Source organism: Lysobacter zhanggongensis (assembly GCF_046638635.1).
Lineage (GTDB): Bacteria > Pseudomonadota > Gammaproteobacteria > Xanthomonadales > Xanthomonadaceae > Novilysobacter > Novilysobacter luteus.
Genome location: NZ_JBJXHK010000167.1, coordinates 1 through 1,379 on the forward strand (window position 1 = coordinate 1; position 1,379 = coordinate 1,379).

The 1,379-nt window shown below is 71.3% G+C and carries 1 protein-coding gene; it reads right to left on the bottom strand.

What is annotated here, in order from left to right:
• A partial coding sequence (locus ACKVMH_RS13490; RefSeq protein ID WP_412700662.1) for a RelA/SpoT family protein occupies positions 1-1,379 on the bottom strand: 1,379 nt, incomplete at both ends.

Consider the following 1,379-nt stretch of genomic DNA (forward strand, 5'->3'; position numbering starts at 1 on the left):
CGGCAGCGGCGCCTCGGCCACGGGCGCGCGCGACGCCCGCTCGTGCTCGAGCAGCACGCGTGCGACCTGGTGGGCACCGAGGTCGCCCAGCGCCACCAGCACGTGGAGGTCGTCATCGCCATCAAGGTGGAAACGCTCGCGTGCGGGCGCAAGGTCGGCACCCAGCAGCCCGAGCCGGCGCAGCTCCTTGTCGAGCAGCTCCTTGCCCTCGGCCTCGTTGCGCCCGCGGTCGAGGCGGTGGAACCAGTTGCGCACCTTCTCGCGTGAGCGGCTGCTGGCCAGGAAGCCGTTGGACTCGATCAGCCAGTCCCGGCGCGGCTCGCCGGTCTTGGCGGTCATGATTTCCACCCGGTCGCCGCTGCGCAGGCGGTGGTCGAGCGGGACGATACGGCCGTCGACCTTGGCGCCGCGGCAACGGTGGCCCACCTCGGTATGGACGCGATAGGCGAAGTCGAGCGGCGTGGCCCCGGCCGGGAGGTCGATCACCTCGCCCTTCGGGGTGAGCACGTAGACGCGGTCCTCGACCAGTTCGGTGTCGAGTTCGCCGGCCAGGGTGGCCTCGTCGGCCTCGGCGCCGTCGGCGGCGGGTTCCAGCAACCGGCGCATCCAGGCGATCTTGCGGTCGAACGCGGCGTCACCGGCACCGCCACCTTCCTTGTACTTCCAGTGCGCGGCGACGCCGAGCTCGGCCTGCCGGTGCATGTCCCAGGTGCGGATCTGCACCTCGAGCGTCTTGCCTTCGGGGCCAACCACGGCGGTGTGCAGCGAGCGGTAGTCGTTGCGCTTGGGCCGGGCGATGTAGTCGTCGAACTCGCTGGGGATCGGGGTCCACGTCGCGTGCACCACGCCGAGCGCGGCATAGCAGGCGGCCAGGTCGTCGACCAGCACCCGCACCGCGCGCAGGTCGTACAGCTCGCCGATGGGTACGTCCTTGCGCTGCATCTTCTTCCAGATGCTGTAGATGTGCTTCGGCCGGCCGGCGACGTCGGCGGTGACGCCCTGCGCGGCCAGCGCGGCCTGCAAGGTCTGCCGGACCTGCTCGATGTAGCGCTCGCGGTCGCCGCGCTTCTCGTCCAGCAGCCGCGCGATCTGCTTGTAGGTGTCGGGCTGCAGGTGGCGGAACGCGAGGTCCTCGAGTTCCCATTTCAACTGCCAGATGCCGAGCCGGTTCGCGAGCGGGGCATGGATGTCGCGGGTGAGTTCGGCGACCCGGCGGCGCTGGTCCTCGGGAAGCTGGTCGGCGCGACGCATCCGGGCCAGCTGACGCGCCAGCAGGATCGGCACCACCCGCAGGTCGCGCACGATCGCCAGCAGCAGCCGGCGCAGGCCTTCGCTGCCGCCGCGTCGCTGCTGCTCGGCGTGCAGGGTCCAGACCTGGC